15 protein-coding genes and 2 riboswitches are annotated in these 20,447 nt (G+C 67.6%); of the genes, 4 read left to right on the plus strand and 11 right to left on the minus strand.

Annotation, left to right across the window (positions count from 1 at the left end; genetic code table 11):
- Positions 1–100 precede the first annotated feature (100 nt).
- From BKA23_RS10310 to BKA23_RS10330, 5 genes are all read right to left on the minus strand, one after another.
- Positions 101–1,663, minus strand: coding sequence for an RNA polymerase sigma factor (locus tag BKA23_RS10310; protein ID WP_145227717.1), 1,563 nt, complete (start codon positions 1,661–1,663; stop codon positions 101–103).
- A 288-nt stretch (positions 1,664–1,951) separates the two neighbouring features.
- Positions 1,952–2,350: a universal stress protein gene (locus BKA23_RS10315; protein WP_145227720.1), complete on the minus strand. Its 399-nt coding sequence runs from the start codon at positions 2,348–2,350 to the stop codon at positions 1,952–1,954.
- Between the two features lie 54 nt (positions 2,351–2,404).
- A complete protein-coding gene (gene metX / locus BKA23_RS10320; RefSeq protein WP_145227722.1) occupies positions 2,405–3,568 on the minus strand; it encodes a homoserine O-acetyltransferase MetX in 1,164 nt (387 codons plus the stop codon).
- 28 nt (positions 3,569–3,596) lie between these two features.
- Positions 3,597–3,731: riboswitch (SAM riboswitch) on the minus strand.
- Between the two features lie 32 nt (positions 3,732–3,763).
- Positions 3,764–4,819, minus strand: coding sequence for a DUF4192 domain-containing protein (locus BKA23_RS10325; RefSeq protein WP_145227724.1), 1,056 nt, complete (start codon positions 4,817–4,819; stop codon positions 3,764–3,766).
- A 154-nt stretch (positions 4,820–4,973) separates the two neighbouring features.
- Positions 4,974–5,771, minus strand: a complete 798-nt coding sequence (locus tag BKA23_RS10330) for an EcsC family protein (RefSeq protein WP_246104567.1) — start codon at positions 5,769–5,771, stop codon at positions 4,974–4,976.
- Between BKA23_RS10330 and BKA23_RS10335 the strand changes: the two genes are divergently transcribed.
- The 4 genes from BKA23_RS10335 to BKA23_RS17650 are packed head-to-tail and all read left to right on the plus strand — an operon-like array spanning position 5,770 to position 10,485.
- Positions 5,770–6,660 (plus strand): sulfurtransferase, encoded by an 891-nt coding sequence (locus tag BKA23_RS10335; RefSeq protein ID WP_145227726.1) that lies wholly within the window; start codon positions 5,770–5,772, stop codon positions 6,658–6,660. The two genes, BKA23_RS10330 and BKA23_RS10335, sit on opposite strands and share 2 nt — an antisense overlap.
- Entirely contained in the window at positions 6,660–7,091 is a 432-nt protein-coding gene (locus BKA23_RS10340) for a SufE family protein (RefSeq protein ID WP_145227728.1), read from the plus strand. The genes BKA23_RS10335 and BKA23_RS10340 overlap by 1 nt, the downstream gene beginning before the upstream one ends.
- Positions 7,092–7,117: 26 nt before the next feature.
- A complete protein-coding gene (locus tag BKA23_RS10345) occupies positions 7,118–8,776 on the plus strand; it encodes a hypothetical protein (RefSeq protein ID WP_145227729.1) in 1,659 nt (552 codons plus the stop codon).
- Between the two features lie 41 nt (positions 8,777–8,817).
- Complete coding sequence (locus BKA23_RS17650) at positions 8,818–10,485, plus strand: DNA polymerase (protein WP_170226457.1); 1,668 nt, start codon at positions 8,818–8,820, stop codon at positions 10,483–10,485.
- 36 nt (positions 10,486–10,521) lie between these two features.
- Here BKA23_RS17650 and BKA23_RS10355 read toward each other — a convergent pair whose 3' ends face one another.
- The 6 genes from BKA23_RS10355 to BKA23_RS10380 form a co-directional block, all read right to left on the minus strand.
- Entirely contained in the window at positions 10,522–11,475 is a 954-nt protein-coding gene (locus BKA23_RS10355) for a PAC2 family protein (RefSeq protein WP_145227732.1), read from the minus strand.
- A 114-nt stretch (positions 11,476–11,589) separates the two neighbouring features.
- Positions 11,590–15,525 (minus strand): ATP-dependent RNA helicase HrpA, encoded by a 3,936-nt coding sequence (gene hrpA / locus BKA23_RS10360; RefSeq protein WP_145227734.1) that lies wholly within the window; start codon positions 15,523–15,525, stop codon positions 11,590–11,592.
- A 160-nt stretch (positions 15,526–15,685) separates the two neighbouring features.
- Positions 15,686–16,564 carry a serine protein kinase RIO gene (locus BKA23_RS10365; RefSeq protein WP_145227736.1) on the minus strand — a complete coding sequence of 293 codons (879 nt, stop codon included), beginning with the start codon at positions 16,562–16,564 and terminating at the stop codon, positions 15,686–15,688.
- Between the two features lie 249 nt (positions 16,565–16,813).
- Positions 16,814–18,136, minus strand: coding sequence for a bifunctional o-acetylhomoserine/o-acetylserine sulfhydrylase (locus tag BKA23_RS10370; RefSeq protein ID WP_145227738.1), 1,323 nt, complete (start codon positions 18,134–18,136; stop codon positions 16,814–16,816).
- A 69-nt stretch (positions 18,137–18,205) separates the two neighbouring features.
- Positions 18,206–18,325: riboswitch (SAM riboswitch) on the minus strand.
- Between the two features lie 106 nt (positions 18,326–18,431).
- The gene (locus tag BKA23_RS10375) at positions 18,432–19,694 is read right to left on the minus strand and encodes a DUF445 domain-containing protein (RefSeq protein WP_246104568.1); all 1,263 of its coding nucleotides are present in this window, start codon (positions 19,692–19,694) and stop codon (positions 18,432–18,434) included.
- 10 nt (positions 19,695–19,704) lie between these two features.
- Positions 19,705–20,418 (minus strand): DUF4352 domain-containing protein, encoded by a 714-nt coding sequence (locus BKA23_RS10380; protein WP_145227740.1) that lies wholly within the window; start codon positions 20,416–20,418, stop codon positions 19,705–19,707.
- Positions 20,419–20,447: the final 29 nt, after the last annotated feature.

Below are 20,447 nucleotides of genomic sequence, written 5' to 3' on the forward strand. Positions count from 1 at the left end.
TCGATATCTGGACTAGATACGCTGTGCTCGGCTAGTGTGTCGCATGTCAGGCACGAAACGCCCGGAATGGCGGGGGTTCTTGCCGACAGCGGATCAGTTCTCAGTCCAGATAGTCGCGCAAGACCTGCGAGCGCGAGGGGTGTCGCAGCTTGCTCATGGTCTTGGATTCGATCTGACGGATCCGCTCGCGGGTGACGCCATAGACCTTGCCGATTTCGTCTAAAGTCTTCGGCTGGCCATCGGTCAGGCCGAATCGCATCGACACCACGCCGGCCTCACGCTCGGAGAGGGTGTCCAGCACGGAGTGCAGCTGCTCCTGCAGGAGCGTGAAGCTGACCGCGTCCGCCGGGACGACCGCCTCGGAGTCCTCGATGAGGTCACCGAACTCGCTGTCGCCGTCCTCGCCGAGGGGGGTGTGCAGCGAGATGGGCTCACGGCCGTACTTCTGGACCTCGACGACTTTCTCAGGCGTCATGTCGAGTTCCTTGGCCAGTTCCTCCGGCGTGGGCTCACGACCCAGGTCCTGCAGCATCTGCCGCTGTACGCGGGCGAGCTTGTTGATGACCTCGACCATGTGCACCGGAATGCGGATGGTGCGTGCCTGGTCGGCCATGGCACGGGTGATCGCCTGCCGGATCCACCACGTGGCGTAGGTGGAGAACTTGTAACCCTTGGTGTAGTCGAACTTCTCGACCGCACGGATCAGACCCAGGTTGCCCTCCTGGATCAGGTCCAGGAACAACATCCCGCGACCGGTGTACCTCTTGGCCAGCGACACCACCAGACGCAGGTTGGCCTCCAACAGGTGGTTCTTGGCCTTCTTGCCGTCTTGCGCGATCCACCACAGCTCGCGCTTGAGCTTCATCTCGATCTTGTCGCCGGAGTTGAGTTTCTCCTCGGCGAACAGGCCGGCCTCGATGCGCTTGGCGAGTTCGACCTCCTGCTCGGCGTTCAGCAGCGCGACCTTGCCGATCTGCTTCAGGTAGTCCTTGACCGGGTCCGCAGTAGCACCGGCGGTCACGACCTGCTGAGCAGGCGCGTCGTCCTCGTCGTCCTGACGCAGCACGAAACCACCGGTCTCGGACTCCTCCTCAACAGCAGGACCGCCGGCCGCCTCGTCACCCTTGGCGCCCTCGGCGACGATCGCCTCGTCGGTCAACTCGACGTCGATCTCGACTTCTTCGGTCGACTCGACGGCCTCGTGGGAGTCGGCCTTGGCCGCAACCTTCTTGGCGGCAGACTTCTTCGCCGGTGCAGCCTTGGCGGCCTTCTTCGCTGTCGGAGCAGCGGCTTTCTTGGCCGCCGCAGGCTCAGTGGCCTTCTTGGCCGCAGCCTTCTTGGCGGGAGCGGCCTTGGTGGCCGCTGCCTTTGCGGGGCTGGTCTTGGCGGGTGTCGCCTTCGCCGTCTTGGTGGTGCGGCGGGTCGTGGTCGTCGCGACAGCACGCTGGGCTGTCTCGGCATCCAGCGTCACGGCGATGCCGTGCTCGTCCAGCGCCCGCAGCACTGTCTTCATCCGCTGAGGCGCGATCTGCGCAGCCTCAAGTGCGACCTTCAACTCGGAGCTGCACACCGCACCGTTGGTCTGACCGCTCGCCATGAGCTGTTGCAGAGCCGGGTGAGCGAACTCGGCGGGCAACGCTGGTGCGGAGGGGGTATTCGACACTGGGTCCACCAACTACCTTCCAAAAGCTATCGGGCCGGGGCGCGCAGACACCACGACATTGCCGTCGGGGGCGACGGCGACCGAGGTTGGGGGTTTTACCGCAACACCGCGGCCGGGAGGTCGTCCGCGAAGTGCTTCGACACCATTATAAAACGAGCCAGCCACCAGTTCATTCCATCCGGGGATTCCAGACGGACGCCGATGCGGCCACATCTTCGTCCTGTATGCCGAAATCTGTTGCACCACAATCGCTTTCAATTCATCAGCGATACCCGACAGAGGTACAGATCAGTCGGCATCGGGCTTGACCGCGAGCACCGGACATGCCGCGTCGAGCAGGATCCGCTGCGCGTGCGCTCCCAGTATCAGCTTGCCGACGGCGGTACGGCGACGGAGACCGATCACCAGCAGGTCAGCGGTTTCCTCCTCGGCTATGCGTAGCAGTTCGTCGCTGGACTCGACGCCCGGCGGCACCGACCGCACTTCATAGCTGACGTCGAGCCCACCGAGCGCTTCGAGTTGGGTTCGAGCCTCCCCCGCCGAAGCGCCGTCGGCCGCGGCATCGTCCGCCGGTCGGGTGGAGTCGAGAACGATCAGGGGTGTGCCTCGCACAGAAGCCTCCGTCGCGGCCCGCAGCAACGCGGCCTGGCCCTCTCTGGTGGGCACATAACCCACGACGACCGCCATGGTGTCTTCCCTTTCGCGCCGGAGCCGACGACGTGAGGCCGCCGGCCGCCGACGCTACCCGACGCAACGCGTTCGTGCGGGACGGGTGTCGGCGACCACCTCGCTGACGACTCCGGCGATCTGGTCGGTCTCGATCAGGAAGCCGTCGTGCCCGTGGCGCGACCGGATGACTCGCACCGGGTCGTCGCCGTGCGCCCTGGCCATGAGTTCGGACAGTTCGACCGGGAACAGCCGGTCGGAGTCGACCGCCGCCACCCGCAGGATGCCGCCGAATCCGCCGAGTACGTCGGTCAGGTCTCCGCGGTCGCGGGTGATGTCATGAGTCGCCATCGCCGCAGTGAGGTGCAGGTATGCGCCGGCATCGAACCGGGCGACCAGCTTGTCCGCTTGATGGTCCAGATAGCTCTCGACGGCGAACCGGCCACCGGCGAGCGGATTCTCGGAGTCCTGCGCGGCGCGGCCGAACCGATCCTCGAACTCGTCGGCACTGCGATAGGTGGTGTGGGCGATCTGCCTGGCCAGACCCAGCCCGGCACGGGGCGAACGACCGGTGCCGTAGTAGTCACCACCCTGGAAATCCGGATCGCTCACGATCGCCTGCATCTGCGCGCGCCCCCACGCGATCTGATCGGCGGTGGCCCAGGGAGCGCTCGCGATGACCAGCGCCGATCGAGTTCGATCCGGGTGACCCGCTGCCCACTCCACGGCCCGCATCCCGCCCATGGAGCCCCCGAGGACCAGCCGCCACACGTCCACGCCGAGATGGTCAGCGAGCAGCGCCTCTACACGTACCTGGTCGCGGATCGTCACTCTGGGGAAGCGCGCGCCCCATGGCGCGCCGTCCGGTGCTGCGGAAGCGGGCCCAGTTGTGCCGCGGCATCCGCCCAGCACGTTGGCAGCCACGACATACAACTCGCGGGTGTCCAGTGGTTGGCCCGGCCCGATGAGGTCAGGCCACCACCCCGCGCTGGGTTGTCCCGGACCGGCGGCACCGACGACATGGGAGTCACCGGTCAGCGCATGCTCGACCAGCACCGCGTTGTCACGACGCGCGTTGAGTCGCCCCCATGTCTGGAAGGTCACGACGACCTCGGGCAGACTCGCCCCCACATCCAGCGGCACGTTGGCCAACCGGATGGCGCGGGCTGCCGGATTGCTGCCCTTCGGCGGCGAGCACCACCCATCGAGCGTGTGCGGTCGGTGTTCGGTGACGGTCATCGGCAGCTCCTGGACTCTGGGGCCGTCCGGCCCGCGCTTGTCGGCACCGACGAGCGGGGCCGACCTTGTCCTCACCCGGGGCACCCCACCGCGGAAGGAGGGTTGCCGCTCAGCCAGCCGGGGCTTTGTTCACGCCAAGCGCGAACAGCTGAGACTCGTGACCGTTCGAAAGTACCAGCGCACGCCCCGCACCAGCTAGGCAGATCGGGGTTCCTCTCGCACGGTGGGACGCAGGCCGCGCGCCAGGGCATGCGACATCAGCCCCGCCAGCCGGTTGTCCGGCTCGATCTCAAGCGCGCGTTCCACGGCGACATTGGCCAATGCGCCTCCTCCACCGGCCCACTCGAGCCCGACCAGAAGCAACAGGATCGGCACCGACCGCCCGGCGGGCGCGCACTGCAGCCATTCGATGAGCCGGCCCCGGATGCACGCAGCGCGATCCGCCCGACGAGTCGCTTCGTCGTCGTCGACGCGAGCCAGATCACCCGACCTTGGTGGCGGGCCGAGCACCTCTCTGAGCTGGGGCCACTGGGCCAGCCACTCCGATGGCGGCATGAAGTCCGGCATCAACCAGGACAACAGGTGGTCGCGCACGTCGATGGTGGCGACAGCAGCGGTCACGTCCGCCAGCACCGTGATCGGCAGACGCGCGACCGGCTGCCGGTCGTCCAACAGCACGCGCGCGAATGCCGCGGCCAACTCCACCGGGTCATTGCAACGACGCCCCGATGCAATCGTCGAGGCGATTGCGCCGGCTACGACCGGGCGGTGCACCTGCAGTTGCCGGACCAGATCCGCCCGGCGGCTCGCGGGAGCGACCCCACGCATGACCTGCTCGGCGACAGGGGCAAGTTCGGACGCCTCCGGAATCGGTTGCCAGGAGCGCGAGCAACCGCCACACGAGCAGGCGGTGGCGCGCCACCGACCGTCACGCACCTCAAGGACATGGCTGACCGGCACTCCCGCCTGCGGCAGCAGCACGAGCAACCGGTCGGTCAACGGTTGCGGTGAACAATCGTCGCTGGAGTACCCGATGAGCATCGAGTCGTCCATCGGCCGCTGCCAGAGCGGCTCGACAAGCTGACGGGCGGCGTCCTCGACGTCTTCCGGATCGGGGATGTCAAGTCGTGCGGTGACCTGCACCCGTTTGCTGTGCAGGCCCACAAGGACGACGGACTCGGCCGGGACGAAACCGAAGCTGTACGGCAGGTAGGCGATCGTTTCTCCGACGCCGTGCAAGGTGGATGTCATGCCGGACAGCGTTGTGCGTGCTGACGCTCCGCAGCCGATGTTGTCGCCCTGCCTGTGGACAACGCGATCGACATACGTGCTCTGTGGGCAAGACCCACCGACTGTCCGCCTGGCCCACGGGTGTCCCTTCGGCCCGCGACTCAGGAATGCTGCGTCAACGCGCTGCGCCGATCCGGGTTCCGGCGGCGGGGAATTCGTGCAGGGCCGATGCGGCGATCCGGTTGAGCAGCAGGACGTCCAAGCCCGCTCCGAGCACCCCTCCTGCGAACGGAATCCCCTTGCCGAGCTTGGTGAACACCTTGTCGCCGAGCTGGCTGACCAGCCGGAAACCGACGGCTTTGTTGACGACCATGAGCGCGGGAGCGGGCAGTTGCCGGGTCGCCAGGCCTGCCAGCCGGCCGGAACTCACGACGCCGGCACGTTTCAGCAGATCGTCGGCGTCGGTGCCCACGAGCGTGAGCAGTATGGCGGTGCGCACCCGCTCGTCGCGCACGTCATACCCGCGGACCATCGCGATGGCGGCAACCATCCGTGTCGTCAGGATGTAGAAACCGAGGATGTTGGTCGGCATCGCCACCACCATCGTCACGAAGCCACCCAGACCGGTCACAAATCCTGCTTTGGCGGCCAGCTTGCGATGCTGGCTCACGATGCCCTGAACGGCACGATCCGGATGCCGGTGGTCCCGCAATGCAGCATCCGCGACCTGTTGGGCGCTGTCGAATCCCGCGGCGCCGTCGATGCCGATGGCGAGGACCCGTCGCGACAGTGCCAGTGCGCTGCTCGCCATCGGACCTTGGTCGAGGGCGACGGGTGTCTGTTTCCCGGACTTCCTGGAGCCGAACATGCCCGTCATACTGCCAGCCGGTCGCGGTCCGAACCCACGACCGGACGGGTGAGTCGAACCGGCCACGGCAGCGATCGTCATACGTGCGGCGTAGGTTGAGGTCATGCCTGCACCCGTGGATCCCAGCGCCAAACTCGCGGACTACGCCCACCCCGAGCGCCTCGTGACGACGCAATGGTTGGCCGACCGACTCGACGAATCGAGGGACGATCTCGTCGTTCTGGAGTCCGACGAGGACGTCTTGCTGTACGACACGGGGCACATCCCCGGCAGCTTCAAGCTCGACTGGCACACAGACCTCAACGACCCGGTCAACCGCGACTTCGTGGATGCCGGGCGTTTCGCCGAGTTGATGGCGCAACGCGGCATCAACCGTGACACGACAGTGGTCATCTACGGCGACAAATCCAACTGGTGGGCCGCCTACGCGTTGTGGGTGCTGACCCTGTTCGGACACCCCGACGCGCGCTTGTTGGACGGCGGACGGATGGCATGGGTCTCCGAGGGGCGCCCCATGACCAAGGACGTGCCGCAACCGGCGCCCGCGGACTACCCGGTGGTGGCTCGCGACGACAGCGCCGTCCGCGCCTTCCGGGACGACGTGCTCGCGCATCTGGGCGGACGCATGGTGGACGTTCGATCGCCCGGTGAGTTCTCCGGCGAACTGCTGCACATGCCGGACTACCCCCAGGAGGGTGCGATGCGCGGCGGCCACATCCCGGGGGCATCCTCGGTGCCGTGGGCTCGCGCCACCGCCGAGGACGGCCGATTCAAGTCACACGCGCAGCTTCAGGAGATCTACGCAGGCGAGCAGGGCCTGCGCACCGATGATGACGTCATCGTCTACTGCCGGATCGGTGAGCGTTCCTCGCACACATGGTTCGTGCTGACACATCTGCTCGGATTCGATCATGTGCGTAACTACGACGGGTCGTGGACCGAGTGGGGCAATTCCGTGCGCGTGCCGGTCGAGACGGGCGCGCCCCGGTTGTGATGGACTTGCCCGAGCCGTTGGCCGAGCTGATCACCGATTTCACCACCGTCGGCCCCAAAGATCGCCTGCAACTGCTCCTTGAGTTGAGCGAGGAATTGCCGGAGCTTCCGCCGCGGTATGCCGATCACGCCGATCAACTCGAGCAGGTGCACGAGTGTCAGTCCCCGCTGTTCCTGGCTGCCGAGGTGCAGGACGGCCGGGTTCAGCTGTTCTTCAAGGCGCCGCCCGAAGCGCCGACCACGCGCGGTTTCGCCGGCATCCTGCATGCCGGGCTGAATGGTCAACCCGTCGACCAAGTGCTCGACGTTCCCGACGACATCCCGTTCCGCTTCGCTCTGGCCGAAGCCGTGTCTCCGTTGCGCATGCGAGGAATGGTCGCGATGCTGGCGCGGATCAAACGACAGGTTCGGGCCAAGTCCCTGCCTGAGTGAGCGCTGGACTGCGTATGGTTGCGTCCATGTCGACATCTCCTGCTGGCAAGAAGCTGGTTGCGATCCCTGCGGTCGTGGCGGTCATCGGCCTGATCCTGCTCGTCATCGGCGTCGCCTCAAGCCCGAGCCCCAAGCTCACGCCATTCACCAATGGCAGCACGATCACGTTCAAGGGCGGCTTCTCGGTGTACAGCACCGCCAAGACCGACCGGACGACGACCATCTGCACGGCCTCCGGCACCGTCATGGATCGCCCGACGGCCAACTTCGCCGTCAGCAGCAACGGCAGCAAGTACGAGGTCGCACGTTCCACGAGCGCCATCACAGCCAATTCGGTGCAGGTGCAGTGCACCGGCAACACCGGCACGCTGTATGCCGGTCAGCGCGCCGACAAGATCAGCTCCACAAGCAAGTCGGTCGAGATCATCCTGGGCACCATCCTGCTGCTGCTCGGCATCATCGGTGTCGTCGCGCTGCTGCTCGGTGGGCGTAAGAACTCCGGCAGTGGTCAGCCCTCGGGACTCAACGCACCCGGTCAGCAGCCTGGTCAGGGTGGCTACGGTCAGCCGTACGGCAACCAGCAGGGGTATGCCGGCGGGTATGCCGCGCAGCCCTACGGCCAGCAGCAGGGCCAGGGCGGCTACGGTCAGGGCGGCTACGGTCAGGGTGGACACGGCCAGCCCGGTGCACAGCAGGGTCAAGGCGGCTACGGCCAGCCCGGCGCGCAGCAGGGTCAAGGCGGCTACGGCCAGCCCGGTGCACAGCAGGGTCAGGGCGGCTACGGCCAGCCCGGCGCGCAGCAGGGCCAGGGCGGGTACGGCCAGCCCGGCGCGCAGCAGGGTCAAGGCGGCTACGGCCAGCCCGGCGCGCAGCAGGGCCAGGGCGGCTACGGCCAGGGCAGTTACGGCCAGCCCGGCGCGCAGCAGAGTCAAGGCGGCTACGGCCAGCAGTCCGGTCAGGCCGGCTACGGCCAGCAGTCCGGTGCACAGCAGGGTCAGGGCGGCTACGGCCAGCAGTCCGGTCAGGGCGGCTACGGCCAGCCCGGCGCGCAGCAGGGTCAGGGCGGCTACGGCCAGCCCGGCCCGCAGCAGAGTCAAGGCAGCTACGGTCAGGGCAGTTACGGCCAGCCCGGTGCACAGCAGGGTCAAGGCGGGTACGGCCAGCCCGGCGCGCAGCAGGGTCAAGGCGGCTACGGCCAGCAGTCCGGTCAGGGTGGCTACGGCCAGCAGCCCGGTGCACAGCAGGGTCAAGGCAGCTACGGAGCGACAGCATCACAACCACCACAGGGGTCCGGCACCTATGGCAGCCCCGTTGGACCTGCCGGTGACAACGAGTCCGGTGGACGGCACTCCGCCCCGAGCGGCGACGACTCGGACGCGCCGACGCGACCGGTGTCTGCAGACGACATCAACCGTGCGATGCAGGGGAATTCAGCGCCGCATGCCGGCCCCACCGGCGGCTACGGTGCGTCGGCGGACAGTGCAGAGGCACCGACCCAGGCAATCTCGGGGCTGCCTTTCTCCGCCGGGCAGGGCGCTGCAGGATCCGCCGGGACAGAGCCCGAAAAGCAGGACGATGTGCATGAGCAGGCAACAACGGCGACGCCCGTCGTGAAGCCCGAGCAGCCCGACGACTCCTGGGGCGCATCGCACGACGGCAACAACAACGGCGGCGGCGGCAACTGACGCCTACACCCGTCCCGCAGCGAGCCCCGCACCGCACGACGGTGCGGGGCTCGCTGCATGCTGTCGTCTTCGACCGGTCCGGTCGTACCGGCGCCATCGCAACCGATGGATCGCCGACGCGGACCGGCCCGACATCGTTGATCCTGGATGCCGTTCGGCAGTTGGAAGCGGAGTCGGAGCCTCCGCGCTGGGTCATCTGGAACGGCGCGGCACTCACCACCTTGGTCACAGCCGGCATCCGTCCGCGCCGGGTGTGGGATCTGTCGCAAGCACACCTGTTGTGGGTCGGTGGAAGCACCGCTTCGACGCAGGTCGTCTGGGCGGTCGCTCGCGGTCTCGACACCGCAACGATTCCCGCACCACGACGCGGGGACCTGTTCGACCTGTCTGCGCCGGGCTCCGACGGCGACGACGATCTGCTCGACGCCGCTGGTCACCTGAACCCAGCCGCCATCGACGACGGCTGGCCGACCACCGCACATCTGGGCGGCTTCGCCGAACTGGCAGTTGTCGCGGCCCGCGCGCAGCAAGATCTGCTGGCCGAGCGACCACACGCCGTGTCGACGGCTGCCAGCGAGAGTGGCGCCGCGTTGTTGTGTGCCGAACTCGGCCACGACGGTCTCCCGGTGGACCGAACCGTCATGGAAGGTCTCATCACCGAAGCCGTCGGACCCCGTCCGACGAACGAGGCCGACGCGGCCAGAATGCGCCGCGAACGCGATGCGCAGGTGCTCGACCTGGCGCCGGGTCGGCCCGGGGTCGATCTGCGCAATCCCGCGCACGTGCGCGAGTTCCTGCGATCGCTGGGAGTCCAGGTCGACGACACCCGTGCGTGGAATCTTGAGCCCTATCGGGGCGCCCATCCAGCAGTGGCCGCTCTCCTGGAGTGGCGCAAGGCCGAACGGATCGCCACGACATACGGCTGGAACTGGCTCGACGCGCACGTGGGCAAGGACGGGCGGCTGCGCGGGCCATGGACACCGTGCGACGGCGGCGCCGGCCGGATGACCGCCGGAGCCGGCCTGCACAGTCTGCCGATTGCGTTGCGACCGGGAATCGCCGCCGACACCGGCCACGTGCTGGTGCGCGCCGACCTCGGACAGGTCGAACCTCGAGTGCTCGCAGTCGTTTCCGGCGACAGTGCCCTGGCAGCGGCCACCGCCGCCGACGACCTCTACGCCACGGTCGCCGCTCAGCTGCACGTCGACCGGCAGGCCGCCAAGATCGCAGTGCTGGCGGCGATGTACGGCCAGACATCTGGCACCGCCGCCGATGCACTACGCCGGATGGACCGTGCGTACCCCCAGGCGATGGCCTATCTGCGCGCGGCCGCCGAGCGCGGACAGACCGGTCAGTCCGTCATCACGTATGGCGGGCGGCTGGTGCGGGTGGCGACCGCCGACGACCCGGCGCGGCAACGTGCGCTGGGCAGATTCACCCGTAACGCGGTGGTGCAGGGAGCCGCCGCGGAGTTCTTCAAGGCGTGGGCGCTGACCGTGCGTGATGCACTGCGGCCGTTGGACGCGCACATCGTGCTGTGCCTGCACGACGAACTGCTCGTCCATGCACCCCAGCAGCACGCGGAGGCGACGGCACGTGTGGTGACCGACGCCCTTGCCGCGGCTGCGCATCACTGGTCCGGCGGTGCGCCGGTGCGTTTCGTCGCCGACACTCGCGTCATACATCGCTGGTCAGAGGCGAAGGACTGACGCAGTCGCACAGCAACCGGCATACGAAAATGCCTGTCAGCGAAGGAAGTCCGGCCCCTCGTCGCTGCCCGCTGAATCGGACCCGCCCGGCTCCTCCGACTTGAGGAACTGCTCGAGCTCCGCGCCGATCTCCTCCGCGCTGGGAAGTTGCTCCAGCTCCGTGGCGAGCAAATTTTGCCGCTTCAGACCCTCGGTGAAGGCGTCGTACTGCTGCTCGAGGCCCTCGACGACCTCGCCGACCTCGGAGTTCTCGCTGACCTGACGCTCGACCTCGGCGCGATGCAGCCCGGCGATGGCGGACAGTTCGTTCATCGGGATGTCGAGACCGCCCACCTGCGCCATCGCGCGCATCGCGGCCACAGCCGCATCGCCGAAGTCCATCTGCGTCAGGTAGTGCGGCACGTGCACAGCGAAACCGACGGCGTCGATACCGGATTCGCCGAAGCGCAGGTGCATCAGCGACTCCAGGGAGCCCGGGACCTGCACCGTGCCGAAGACCGGATTGTTCTCGGTGAGCAGCGACCGGTTGGTGGCGTGCCGCGTCATACCAACCGGACGGGTGTGCGGCACGCCCATCGGTATGCCTTGCGCGGAGACCACCAGGCGAATGCCGAGCCGGCGCACCAACTGCCGCACGGCTTCGATCACGCGCTCCCACTGGTAGTCCGGCTCAGGCCCGGCGAGCAGGTAGAACGGCGTACCCTGCGCATCGACCAGGCGGTAGAGCAGCATCGACGGGTCTGCGTAGTCGCTGAAGTGGTCACGGTCGAAGGTCATCGCCGGGCGACGGCCGCGGTAGTCGAGCAGCTGGTCGACGTCGAACGACGCGACCACCGTGTGCTCGAGCGTGCCGAGCAGGTGGGCGGTGAGCAGCTTCTGGGTGTTTCCGGCGTCGATGAGACCGCCCAGCGACACGATCATCGTGTGCGCGCCGAGGTCACTGGCGTGGGTGTCGGTCTCGAGCCGGTAGAGCTCTCGAGGGTCTTGCACTGTTGTCTCCTGCCGTCGAAATCTATTCAGCGCAACGCTGCGCCGTCGGCGGGGATTCCCGGGCACGTATGACGAAGCCTGGTCCGCCGCCCGGGATGTGCGCAGAGTCACGCCTCAGGTCGTGGCGTCCTCCACCGCATCCATCGCCGCGAAGATCCGCTTCGGTGACACCGGGACAGGAGTCCCGAGTCGCTGTGCGAACAGACTGACCCGCAATTCCTCTGTCAGCCAACGCAACTGGACCACGTCGGGGTCGGTGCGTCGCGCGGTGGGCAAGGCCGCCATCAGCTTCTGACGCTCCGCCTCGACGGCGTCGACATCCTGTGCGCGCTGCTGGTCTCGGGCGAGATCCGACGGTGCCTTGTCGATCCGCTCGAGCATGGCGCGCAGATAGCGATCCAGATCGCGCAATCGCCTCGCGCCGGCCGCGGCCACGAAACCGGGGTGCACCAGCCCGGTCAGCTGGGCTTCCAGTTGCGAGCGCAGCTGCGTCAAGGACGGCTGCGCCATGCCGTCGAGCGCGAGACGCACCTGCCGAGCATGGTCGAGAACGGGCGTCAGCGCCTCGACGACCTCGATCACGCGTGGAGTCAGCTGCTGACGCACCACTCGCAGCGCCTCGTCGAAGTCGGCCTCGCTGCGCACGGTGCCGCCCGGCAGGTCGCGCGCGACGATGTCGTCGACCGCTGTTGCAAGCACGTCGTCCATCAGCGCGGTCATCGAGCCGTGCGGGTTGTTGCCGAGCGCGAGCCGCTGAGCGTTGGTGAACAGGGCGAGAATGCGCTTCCACGGCACCGTCACATTGAGCAGGATCAACCGGCGGATGCCGAGGCGGGTGGCGAAGTCGCGCTCGGATGCCGTCGGCAGCACCTCCAGTGCCACGGACTCACCGTGATCGACCAGAGCCGGAAATCCTTGCACGGTGCGGCGCCCGCTGCGCTGCTCGAAGGTGGCAGGCAGGTCCCCGATCTGCCACGATGTCAAGCCTTTTCGCTCGATCGACGAACCGGCGCGCGACATCGCGCCCCGCACCCGGCCGGCCAATTGCTCCTGCAGCACGCTCAGGTCCTTGCCCTCGGCCAGGCGACCACCGCGGGCGTCCTCGACACGGAAGGTCATCCGCAGGTGGTCGGGCACGCGGTCCCAGTCCCACTCCTCCCGCGGGACGCTCACACCGGTGGACTCGCGCAGTGCCGCCGCGAGCGCGTCGGTCAGCGAGCCGCGTTCGGGGGTGATGCGCTCCAACGCACGACGGGCATGGTCGGGCGTCGGCACGAAGTTGCGTCGCGTCGCTTTCGGCAGTGACTTCAGCAGGGCGACGGCTAGTTCCTCCCGCACACCGGGCACCAGCCAGTCGAAGCCGTCGTCGGTCACCTGGTTGAGCTGGTCGACCGGCAGGTGCACGGTGACACCGTCGGCGTCGGCGCCTGGCTCGAACTGGTAGGTCAGCCGCAGCTTGAGGTCGCCCTGCCGCCAGGTCTTGGGATAGTCGCGGGCGTCGACGGCCGTGACGTCCTCGCGCAACAGGATGTCCTCGGTGAGCGCCAGCAGGTCAGGTGTATGCCGGTGGGCGGTCTTCCACCACGAGTCGAAATGCGCTGCGGACACGACGGATTCGGGGATCCGGGCGTCGTAGAAGTCGAACAGTGCCTCGTCGTCGACGAGCAGGTCACGACGTCGCGCGCGGGCCTCGAGGTCGGCGAGCCGGGCCACCAGCTGTCGGTTCTCGCGGTAGAAGTCGTGGCGCGTCTCCCAGTCGCCCTCGACCAACGCATGCCGGATGAACAGCTCCCGGGCGGCTCCGGGATCGACCTTCGCATACGACACCTGCCGGCCGGCGACCAGCGGAACGCCATACAGCGTGACCCGCTCGGCGGCCATCACCGAGCCCGCCTTGCGCGACCAGTGCGGCTCGGCATACTGCCGCTTCACCAGGTGAGCACCGATCGCCTCAGCCCAGGCAGGGTCGATGGCGGCATTGGTGCGCGCCCACAGGCGGGTGGTCTCGACGAGTTCTGCGGACATCACGTAGTCAGGCTGCCGGCGGAACAGCGTCGACCCGGGCTGTAGGCCGAAGCGGGCACCTCGCGCGCCCTGGTAGTCGCGTTTGTCGGCGTCACGCAGACCTATGTGCGACAGCAGACCTGAGAGCATCGCCTGGTGGATCGTGGCTTCAGCGGCGGGATTCTCGCTCATCCGCAGGTCCTGCTGCTTGCACGCCTGCTTCAGTTGGGAGTGCAGATCCTGCCACTCGCGGATCCGCAGATAATGGAGATACTCGCGCTTGCACATGCGCCGGAAAGCGCTGCTGGACAGGGCTTTCCGTTGCTCCCCGAGATAGCGCCAGAGGTTGAGCAGGCTGAGGAAGTCGCTGGTCTCGTGCTTGAACCGGGCGTGGGACTGGTCGGCCTGCGCCTGAGCATCGGCCGGGCGCTCGCGCGGATCCTGAATCGACAGCGCTGCCACGATGACCAGCACCTCGCGCAGCGCCCCGCTCTCGGCCGCGGCGATGAGCATCCTGGCCAGCCGCGGGTCCACCGGCAGCGCCGCGATGGCGCGACCGTATGCCGTCAGCGTGCGACGCTCGCTGGTGCCACGCGCCTCGTGCACGGCGCCGAGTTCTTCGAGCAGACGGACGCCGTCGGTGATCTGACGGGGGTCCGGCGGCTCGACGAACGGGAACCTCGACACGTCGCCCAAGCCGAGTGAGGTCATCTGCAGGATCACCGACGCCAGGTTGGTCCGCAGGATCTCGGGGTCGGTGAACTCCGGGCGCGCGTCGAAGTCGTCCTGCGAGTACAGCCGTATGGCGATCCCGTCGGCCAGGCGGCCGCAGCGGCCCGAGCGCTGCCGGGCGGACGCCTGTGAAATCGGCTCGATGGGAAGCCGTTGGACCTTGGTGCGCTGGCTGTAGCGGGAGATGCGCGCGGTGCCGGTGTCGACGACATACCGGATACCCGGGACGGTGAGCGATGTCTCGGCGACATTGGTCGCGATCACGATGCGGCGCCGGCCGGAGGGCGCAAAGACTCGATGCTGCTCGGCCGCCGACAGCCGGGCGTACAACGGCAGGATGTCGGTGGCGGGAAGGTTCAGACCCGCCAAACCGTCTGCGGCGTCACGGATTTCGCGCTCGCCGGAGCAGAAGACCAGGACGTCCTGCGGACCGCCGTCGGGTCGAGCCTCCGTCCAGAGGTCGGTGACGGCGTCGACGATGCCGGTGACCTGATCGACGTCGACCTCCTGGTCGCCGTCGGTGCGGACCAGCGGCGCGTAGCGCACCTCGACCGGGAAGGTGCGGCCGGACACTTCGATGATCGGCGCCGGAACGCCATCCACTGCGAAGTGATCCGCGAATCGCTCGGGGTCGATCGTGGCCGAGGTGATGATGACCTTCAAATCAGGTCGGCGCGGCAGTAGCTGGCGCAGGTAGCCCAGGATGAAGTCGATGTTGAGCGACCGCTCGTGCGCCTCGTCGATGATCAACGTGTCGTAGCGCCGCAACTCGCGGTCGCGTTGCAACTCGGCAAGCAGGATGCCGTCGGTCATCACCTTGACCAGGCTGTCCTTGCTGGCCTGTTCCATGAAGCGCACCTGGTAACCCACCGCCGCGCCGATCGGCACGTCGAGTTCTTCGGCGATGCGCTCGGCCACCGACCGTGCTGCGATGCGCCGCGGCTGGGTGTGCCCGATCATCCCCTCGATGCCGCGGCCGAGTTCGAGGCAGATCTTGGGCAACTGGGTGGTCTTGCCCGACCCAGTCTCGCCAGCCACGATCACGACTTGGTGGTCGCGAATCGCCGCTACTATCTCGTCGCGAGCGGCGACGACCGGCAGGTCCTTGGGATACGTGATCGGCGGGACGGTGTCGCGCCGACGCTGCAGACGCGCCGCCCGCTGCTGCTCGTTCTCGCGTGGCCGCCCCTGACCGCTGCGGCGGCCACGCGGCTGCTGCCGGGACTTCTCGCCCTGGGATAGTTCCGGCCGGGCGCGGGATCCGCGACGGCGGGGCCGGCGCTGCGGCGGCTCGGTGGCATCAGATGAGGGCATGGTGATCGGCTCCAGTGTCCCAAACCGGGTGTTGGGACGCGAAATCAATTGTCGGGAGCGGGCATCAGAGTGGTCTCCGAACGGCGCCCGGAACCGCGCGGCGCACACACACCGACCGGGGCTTTCGCCATGCCTCGGGCGGCCGCGGCCGGTGAGCATCTCAGAAAGCGGCCGCCACCGCGTGCGCGAACAATTCCTCGGCATCACCGCGGTGGCCGCGGGCGGCGAACCATCCTGCAACATTGCGGCAGTCGCGATGCAGGAACTCCATGCCGCGCGGATTGGCGACCAGGTCGACGGCTTGCGGCAGGTCGATGATGACCAGGCGCTCCCCCGCGACCAGCAGGTTGTATGCCGACAGGTCCCCGTGCGCGTAACCGCATGCCGCCAGCCCGGTGAGCGTGTCGGTCAGCTGCTGCCACAAGGAGTCCAGCAGGTCCGGACCGGGCCTGGTCGCCGACAGGCGCGGCGCCGGCTGCCCGTCGGGGTCGCAGACCAACTCCATCAGGATCTCGGTGCCGTCGATCTGCACCGGATACGGCACTGGCAGACCGGCGCGATGCAGTTGCACCAGTCGCTCCCATTCCGCCCAGGCCCACATGCCCGCGGCAACGGCCCGGCCGTGACTGCTGCCTTTGGCGAGAGCGCGTGCCTCGCGGCCGCCCTTCCTCGGCATTCTGCGCCCCTCGAGGTACGCCGCGTTGTGGTGGAAGGTGCGGTGATCGCTGTCTCGGTAGCGCTTCGCCGCCATACGGGCCGTTCGATCGTCGAACGGCGCCGCGCGCTCGACGATGAAGACATCGGCTTCCTTGCCGGTCTTGAGGACTCCGAGCTCGGTGTCGACGGCGGCGTCGTCGGTGACCACCCAGTCCGGCCACGGCTGCGGTCCACGGCTCAGTGGTTGGCACTGACCCCAGGTGGACCAACGCTGGCCCGCGGCCAGTTCGTCGACGGGGGTGTAGTCGAAAACGTAATGCTGATCGAAGGATTCGGCTTCGCCGCGGTCAGGTGAGGCGGACGCCTCCGGATCGTGCTGCACGCGTGGTGCTCCTGTCGGAAGAAGTGTGATGGGCGCGCAGGGCACCCGGGACGCTCATGTGCATGACACGCTCCTTCCGTTGACATCGCCGCAGGTGAGGGCGGCCGATGCGGCATACGTATGCCGAGGGCCACGATCGCTGATGCGACCGTGGCCCGGCAACTGGTTTTTCTCCTTCGCCGGCTCCCCCGAGACCGGCGATCACGCCGGGCATGCCGGAGGCGTCTGCGGCATACCCGAGGTGAAGCGTCAGACCTTCGCGGCGCGCAAGCCCTGCTCGAGGTCGGCCAGGATGTCGTCGATGTGCTCCAGACCCACCGACAGGCGCACCAGACCTGGGGTCACTCCGGCTGCGAGGCGATCCTCGTCCGGGCCCTGGGAGTGGGTGGTCGAAGCGGGGTGGATCACCAGCGAGCGCACGTCGCCGATGTTGGCCACGTGGGAGTGCAGGGTGAGTGCCTCGACGAACTTCTTGCCCGCTTCGACACCGCCGTCGATCTCGAACGCCAGCACGGCACCGGAGCCCAACGGCGTGTATTTCTGGGCGAGTTCGTAGTCGCTGTTGCCCGGCAGCGATGCCCATCGGACGCCGAGCACCTGCTCCTGCTGGTTCAACCACTCGGCGACCTGACGCGCGTTGGCGATGTGGCGCTCGATGCGCAGGCTCAATGTCTCGATGCCCTGGGCAAGCAGGAAGGCGTTGAACGGGGAGATCGACGAACCGAGGTCACGCAGCAACTGCACGCGAGCCTTGAGGATGAAGGCAAGGTTCGCGCCAAGAGCGCTGCCGACGCCGAGGTCACGTGCGTAGACCAGCCCGTGGTAGGACTCGTCCGGCGTGTTGAAGCCGGGGAACTTCTCCGGGTCCTTGGCGAAGTCGAAGTTGCCGCTGTCGACCAGGACGCCGCCGATCGACGTGCCGTGCCCGCCGAGGTACTTCGTGGCCGAGTGCAGCACGATGTCGGCGCCGTGCTCGATGGGGCGGAGCACGTATGGCGTGGCCACCGTGTTGTCGACGACCAACGGGACGCCGTGGTCGTGGGCGATCTTCGCGACCGCCTCGATGTCGAGGATCTCCTGCTTGGGGTTGGCGATGGTCTCACCGAAGACCAGCTTGGTGTTGGGCTGGAAGGCAGCCTCCCAGCTGGTCAGATCCTTGGTGTCCTCGACGAAGGTCACCGAGATGCCCAGCTTGGGCAGGGTGTGCTTCAGCAGGTTGAAGGTGCCGCCGTACAGACTCGGGCTGGCCACGATGTGATCGCCGGCCTGAGCGATGTTGAGGAACGCCAGCGTCTCCGCCGCCTGCCCCGAGGACACCAGCAGGGCGCCGACGCCACCTTCCAGGCTGGCGATGCGCTGCTCGACCACGTCGGTCGTGGGGTTCATCAGCCGGGTGTAGATGTTGCCGAATTCCTTCAGCCCGAACAGATTCGCCGCGTGGTCGGTGTCGTTGAAGACGTAGGACGTCGTCTGATAGATCGGCAGGGCCCGCGCACCCGTGGTGCTGTCCACGGTCTGACCGGCGTGGATCTGGCGGGTCTCGAAGGACCAGTTGGGGGTGCTGTCGCTCATGGGAGCGCCTCTCGTGCTCGTTCGCCGAGCACTCGCATGAGACGCCCGGCAGCGGACCCACGCTCGTGATGCCCGCGCTTGCGTGGCGATGATCGGCATCACCACGCCTGGTCTTCACCCGGGGCACCCCACCGCGTCAGGAGGGTTGCCGGTCAGCAAGCCGGGGCTTACGCGCTGACACTCATGACCTAGTCAGAGATTAGCGCACGTTATGGGTTGCATACCGCTCCTTTCTCACCATGCGAACCCGCGCGGGCGTCGGCGCGCTCAGGACGGCTGGACGTCTTCGCAGGAGTTAGAGCAGTTGGGCGACGGCGTAGATGAGCAGTCCGACGAGACCACCGACCACAGTGCCGTTGATGCGGATGAACTGCAGGTCACGGCCGACGTGCAACTCGATCCGGCGGGCGGCCTCGTCGCCGTCCCAGCGGTCGATGGTCTGCGAGATGACGGTCGAGATCTCCCGGCCGTATGTCGTCACGACGTGACCGGCCATGTCGCCGAGCCGTCGGTCCAGCGACCCGCGCAACTCGTCATCGGTGGTGATACGACCCCCCAGGTCGCGCAGGGCCTGCGTCATACGTACACGCAGGTGGCCCTGCTCGTCGGCGAGCGCGTCGACGACCGCCTGCTGCAGCGACCCCCAGATCGACAGCATCGAGCGCGACACCGACGGATGCGTCAGGAAGTGCTCTTTCAGCGACTCCGCCTGCGCCATCGTGGCCGGGTCGTGCTGCAGGTCGTTCGCCAGTTGCCGCAACAGATTGTCGACCGCGGCGCGCATCTGGTGGTCGGGGTTGTCGCGTACATCGGCCAGCCAGCGCAGGATCTCGACGTGGATGCGTGCGGTCACCGTGTCGTCCAACCAGCGCGGTGACCACCACGGCGCGCGTTGACCCAGGATCTGTATGACGGTGGCCTCGTTGTCACGGACCCAGTCGTGCAACTCGCGCACGACCAGATCGACCAGCGGCCGGTGCGACTGATCGCGAATGACGTTGTCCAGCAAGGATCCCAGCAATTCGGCCACGGGCTCTTTGGTGAACCTGGGCAGCACCACCCCGTCCAGAAAGCGCGCGACCTCCTCGTCGCTCACCGATTGCAGGGCACGCGCGAGCGCCGGAGCGGACTCACGCACGACCCGGTCGGCATTGCCCTCCTGCTGCAGCCACCGACCAACGCGCATCGGCACCTGCGCAGATGCCAACCGCTGCTGCACATTGTCGGCGGTCAGGAAGTTGTCGGTGACGAAGTCCTCCAGGCTGCGGCCGATGGAGTCCTTGCGCTCGGGAATGATCGCGGTGTGCGGCACCTTCAGGCCCAACGGATGCCGGAAGAGCGCGGTCACCGCGAACCAGTCGGCGACCGCACCCACCATCGCGGCTTCGGAGGCGGCGTTGACGTATCCCCACACCCCGTGACGGCCATGTGTGACGACGAAGATGACAGCGGCCAGCACCAGCAACGACAGCGCGATCAACCGCATTTGGCGCAGGCCACGACGTCGCTGCTCGTCAGCCTCGCCGAGCACAGGTCCGCTCAGCGGGCTCTCGGTCATAGCCGGACGGTCAGTTCGTCCAGGCGATCTGGGCTTGGGCGCTGGAGCTCATGTCATCGAGGTACAGCAGCGTGTACTTGGAGTAGTCCTGGCCGATCGGCACGTCGAACACGAGCGTGCCGGTGTAGGTCCTCGACGAACTGTCGAGGTTTGCGATGTCGAACTGCTGCTGCGACGGAACTGCGCTGCTGAACGAGTCCGACGAGCAGACGTTGTTGCTCGTGTCGCGGAGGGTGAAATCGGTCGAGCCCACCACGACGCTGTAGCCCGACTTGTACGTGATCGTGACCTTGACCAAGAGGTACTGCTGGCCGGCCGGCGGCCCGAGGAGGTCGCTGGAGGACGCCTTCTTGGCCACCGGCAACGACGGGGTGACAGAGGCCGTGCCGCCATACGTCTGCGACAAGGTCAACGGCTTGCCCCAGGCAGCCTTCTTGGTGCTGGGCGCAAGCACTCCCGGCGTGATGATGGAGCTTCCGTCGTCGGTCGTGCACGTGGCTCCGGCGTTGGCACTCGAGGTAGTGGGAGCAGACGACACGGTCGGCACACCGGTCGAGGTGGACGGTGCCGCGGCGGGCGACGTCCCTGTCGCGGCCGGAGTCGCCCCGGACGGCGGAGCAGCGGATGGAGCGCTCGCACCGCAGCCCGCCAGCGCAACAGCGACCGCAGCGAGCGGGACGACGACGCGCGCCTTGGTCATGAACCGGCTGGATGCGCTTCTCATCTGACTATTTCTCCTCAGGATGGTGACAC

The sequence above is a fragment of the Rudaeicoccus suwonensis genome (assembly GCF_007829035.1).
Taxonomy (GTDB): domain Bacteria; phylum Actinomycetota; class Actinomycetes; order Actinomycetales; family Dermatophilaceae; genus Rudaeicoccus; species Rudaeicoccus suwonensis.